The 4195-nt window shown below is 62.6% G+C and carries 3 protein-coding genes; all 3 read left to right on the plus strand.

Features of this window, described 5'->3' with window-relative positions; translation table 11 throughout:
- Positions 1-310 precede the first annotated feature (310 nt).
- From L0976_RS28420 to L0976_RS28685, 3 genes are read left to right on the plus strand one after another with little or no spacing between them, the layout of a single operon-like run.
- Positions 311-1792 (plus strand): Mu transposase C-terminal domain-containing protein, encoded by a 1482-nt coding sequence (locus tag L0976_RS28420; protein WP_234190731.1) that lies wholly within the window; start codon positions 311-313, stop codon positions 1790-1792.
- On the plus strand, positions 1789-2721 hold the full coding sequence (locus L0976_RS28425; RefSeq protein WP_234190733.1) for a TniB family NTP-binding protein: 933 nt from the start codon (positions 1789-1791) through the stop codon (positions 2719-2721). Before L0976_RS28420 ends, L0976_RS28425 begins: the two co-directional genes overlap by 4 nt.
- Positions 2718-3842, plus strand: a complete 1125-nt coding sequence (locus L0976_RS28685) for a TniQ family protein (RefSeq protein WP_255696286.1) — start codon at positions 2718-2720, stop codon at positions 3840-3842. The genes L0976_RS28425 and L0976_RS28685 overlap by 4 nt, the downstream gene beginning before the upstream one ends.
- Positions 3843-4195 lie beyond the last annotated feature (353 nt).

A 4195-nucleotide genomic window follows, 5' to 3' on the forward strand; every position in this document is an offset into this window, starting at 1 on the left:
TGTCATTCATAGTTCACTGGCGGACGGTAAGCTTCTGATATAGGGCGAATCATACTCGCAGTTGATGACCGGATTTTAGTCGAATTGGCGGATTTTTCGCGATAATTCGGCGGACGAACTTTGCAGCGAGGCAGCTGTGGTTCATGAGCCTGACAGGAATATTGTCGACGATGCCGTCTGGAACGAGGCGGTTGCGAGAGAGGCCGTGATCCGAAGGCTGGTATCGCTTGAGCAACCCCGTCGGTCCGACTTTCTTCGTGCCTGTCGCGAACTCGGACTTCGACGAACCCGCCTGTATGAGTTGATCAGGGTGTATCGCGAGGATCCGGTTACGAGTTCACTGCTGCCGCAGCCGGCAGGAACGCGACGCGGCAGTCGGCGGCTTCCGGACGAGACCGAAGCCGTGATTGCCGAGGCGGTACGGGATTTCTACAAGACGCGTCAGAAGCCGAGCATCAATCAGTTGCACAAGGAGATCCGCAGGCTTTGCCGCGTGCGTGGCGTGCGGGCGCCGTCCTGGCACGCCGTGAAGGCGCGCGTCGCTGCCCTGGAGCCAGCTGAACTTACCGGGGCGAGGCATGGCCCGAAAGCAGCCCGTGACCGCTTCCGACCGGTTCCCGGGCAATACGAGGCCGAGTGCGTTTTCGGCGTTGTCCAGATCGACCATACGCTGGCCGATGTCATCGTCGTCGATCGTCAATACAGAAAGCCCCTGCAAAGGCCGTGGCTGACGCTCGCCATCGATGTCGCAAGCCGCATGATCGCGGGCTTCTACCTGACGCTCGAGGCACCATCGACGATTTCCGTCGCGCTCGCGATCCAGCATTGCGTGCAGCCAAAAGAGGCATGGCTTGCCGGGCTGGGCGTCAGCGCGGAGTGGCCGGTCTCCGGGTTTCCCGATGCGATCCATCTCGACAACGCCAAGGAATTCCGATCCCGAGCCTTGAAGCGCGGCGCCCAAGAGTATGGCATAGAGCTCATCCATCGCCCGGTCGCCACACCGCACTATGGCGGCCATATCGAACGGCTGATCGGCACCATGATGGGCGCCATTCATCTTCTGCCGGGCACGACCTTCAGCGACATCGACGAGCGGGGCGACTACGATTCAGCCGCCAGTGCGGCGATGACGCTGGATGAACTGGAGCGCTGGTTAGCACTCGAGATTACCCGTTATCACGCCGATCGGCATGGGGCCTTGGGGATTCCGCCGCTTGCGGCGTGGCACGAAGCTGTGGCGCTGCGCGTCCGGCCTGTCCGGCAGCCCCAGGATCTTGCTGGCTTCATGATCGATTTCCTGCCGAGTGTTGACCGGCTGGTGCGACGGGACGGCATTCACCTGTTCGGCCTCCGTTATTGGGATGACGTGCTGAGCATCTGGGCCGGCCGGCTCGATCGGCCGCTGCGTATTTCCTACGATCCGCGCGACCTTTCGACGATTTTCGTGCGGGGTCCCAGTGGTGCGCAATGGCCGATCCGCTTTGCAGATCTGCGGCGCCCGCCGATCACGCTCGGCGAGCACCGACGCGCCCGGGCAGCTTTGCGTGAGCGCGGCCTGGCGCTAGTCGACGAGCAGCTGATTTTCGAGACGATCGAGGCGCAGCGCGTGTTGGTTGATGACGCGGTCCGGCGCACCAAAGCAGCGCGTCAGCAGGTGGAGAAACGCAGCCGCGCGCTTGGTGCTGCCACCCCAAGCAGATCGCCCGCTCCCGCCGAGGCGCCACAAGCGGATGACGACCGGCCGATTGATTGGAGTAAGGTGCCGATCTTTCCCGTCGAGGAGTGGTCGTGAGAGGGGAGGGGACCTACGAACATCTTGACGGCCGCTACCGCCGCTACGCCGCGCTGCCCGACGATGAGCGCATTGCCTGGATCAAGGCCGATCGCTGGATTGGTTTTGATCAGGCTGGAGCAGCAATTTCACGTCTGAACGCGTTGCTTGCCTATCCGCCGCGGGACCGCATGCCTTGCCTTTTGATCTATGGCGACACCGGCATGGGCAAGACCAAGATCATTCGCAAATTCCAGCGCTCGCATCCGGCCAGGTTCTGCCAGGCAACCGGTGTGACCATCAGACCGGTCGTTGTGGCGCAGGTGCCGTCGGAGCCGGTCGAACGCGATCTTTACCGGGAATTGCTGGCAAGCCTTGAGGCTCCCGCGCTCGCCGGCGGCGCACTTGCCCGTGAGAAGGATATCTGCCGCTCGTTGCTGCGCACCGTCGGCGCCAGAATGATTGTGCTCGACGAGGTCAACGGCATGCTGGCCGGCACCTATCGGCAGCAGCGGATTTTTCTGAACGCATTGCGGTTTCTCGCCAACGACCTAAAAGTTCCGCTTGTCTGCGCCGGGACCGATCTGGCGCGGCAGGCATTGCTGACCGACGCACAGCTTGCCGAGCGCTTCGAAGCGTTTCATCTCAAGCCATGGAAGAACGATCACGTCTTTGCGGCTCTGTTGAAGAGCCTGACCCGAATCCTGCCGTTGCGCGCTTCCTCCGATCTCGAAAGCGACGCGGTACGCGAGCGAATCCATGTGCTTACCAGTGGCGTCACTGCGCGGATTTTCCGGCTGATCGAAACGGCAGCCGAGGAAGCCATCCGTTCGGGGAAGGAGCGGCTCGACCTGGTGAGCTTCGGCGACAATCTGGTTCTGCCCCTCGTTTCGATGACGCAGTCCGTCGAACGACGCGCGTCTCGCAGGCCGCAACAGGTGGGTGCATGACGGCACGCCGTCTCCCCGTGGTACCGCGACCTTATCGTGGCGAACTGCTATCGTCGTGGCTTGCACGAGTGGCCTGTCGCTACGGTCTTACTCATCAAGCACTCGCCGAGTGGATGACCGATGGTGGGCGGAGTTTTTCGCCAATTCAATCCGTCGATGATCGGCTGCCGGCCCCCGAACAGGTCCGACAATGGGCCTGGAGCTGCGGTGTCGATCCAGAGCGGCTGCTCCGATTATCCCTGAGCCGGCGCCATCCGCAACGCCCAAATTCCTGGTACACGTGCAGAGGGCCGGAATGGGCGCCTTCAGCGATGATCGGGTCCCCAGCCGTCTGTCTTGCCTGTTTAGCGGCCGATCACACGGCCGATCGCGATTCGTGGCTACGGGCTGACTGGGTGCTCGCCGAGCACTGCATCTGCCCCAAGCATGGCCATCTTCTTCGCGATCGCTGCCTCGGATGTGGTCACCGTCTCTCCGTCGCGTTCCGCCTGCGAGAAGGACAAGCACGCGCGGTCTGCAGCCGGTGCGAAGCGCTTCTTATCGATAGGGGAGGGGAGGACGACGCGCCGCGGGATGCCGCTCTGATTGAAGCGGCGTTATCGATCCAGCAGCAGGTTGCTCAAATCGTTGACGGCGAAGGCCCCGCGCATGAACAACTCGGGCAGGCGCTTGCGACGCTTTGGGCACCACTCGATCATCCGGCGGCGGCGCGCCCGGTATTGGCGCTCTGGTTAAACCAGGCAGGCTGGCGATGCCCTTATGAGGTTCGCCATGCCGTCGGCGCGGCGGCGCCGCTCGGCCAATTGCCGGTAGGCTGGCGTTTCGTTACCCTGCTTGCTGTGAATGATGTATTCGGCGTCAACCCCGATGGGGTCGCTACAAGCTCGGAAACCGCTATTCGTCTGGCGCGCCGCGCAGCATCGCGGCGGATGCGCGCCATGCCACCGCCGCTCCATGGAATGGCCACTGGTCCATTGCCGCGCAGTTCGGCTGAATATGAGCGTCTGGCCAATCAGATCCTGGCGGACCCAAGGTGGACCGCCGCACAATGCCTATCACAGCGCAAACGCTACAGTGCTCGTGCGCGACTGATCGATGCAGCGCTTTCCAGGAAGGGGTGACCCGCAGCCCGGTCGCCGCCAGAGGGACAGAAAGTACCCAAAAATCGAGTCACACAGAAGACCATGGAGTGCGTTTCGAGGGTCAGGATGAGGCCGTTGATCGTCAGGCGCTAAAAGCCGCTGCACGGGCTTCCTTGGCCGAAATCAGCGAAGGCGGTGATGTTTCGGGAGAGGGCGTCGCGAGCGCCCGGTCAGTTACCGCGACCGCTGTCGACGCCGGTCGGGATTGCCGGCGAAGCGCCGGATCGCTGCAGTCCACTGATCAAGCGCATAACCAATCCGCCCAATGACTGCGAATTTCGACGGCCAGAGACGCCAAAAACGGGCCGTCCGGCGGTTAAACGCGAATGACA

The organism is Shinella sp. NM-101 (assembly GCF_021401195.1).
In the GTDB taxonomy this organism is placed as follows: Bacteria; Pseudomonadota; Alphaproteobacteria; order Rhizobiales; family Rhizobiaceae; genus Shinella.

Coding starts and splice junctions, on each gene's coding strand:
- L0976_RS28685 (WP_255696286.1), top strand. CDS start 2,718: ATGACGGCACGCCGTCTCCCCGTGGTACCGCGACCTTATCGTGGCGAA.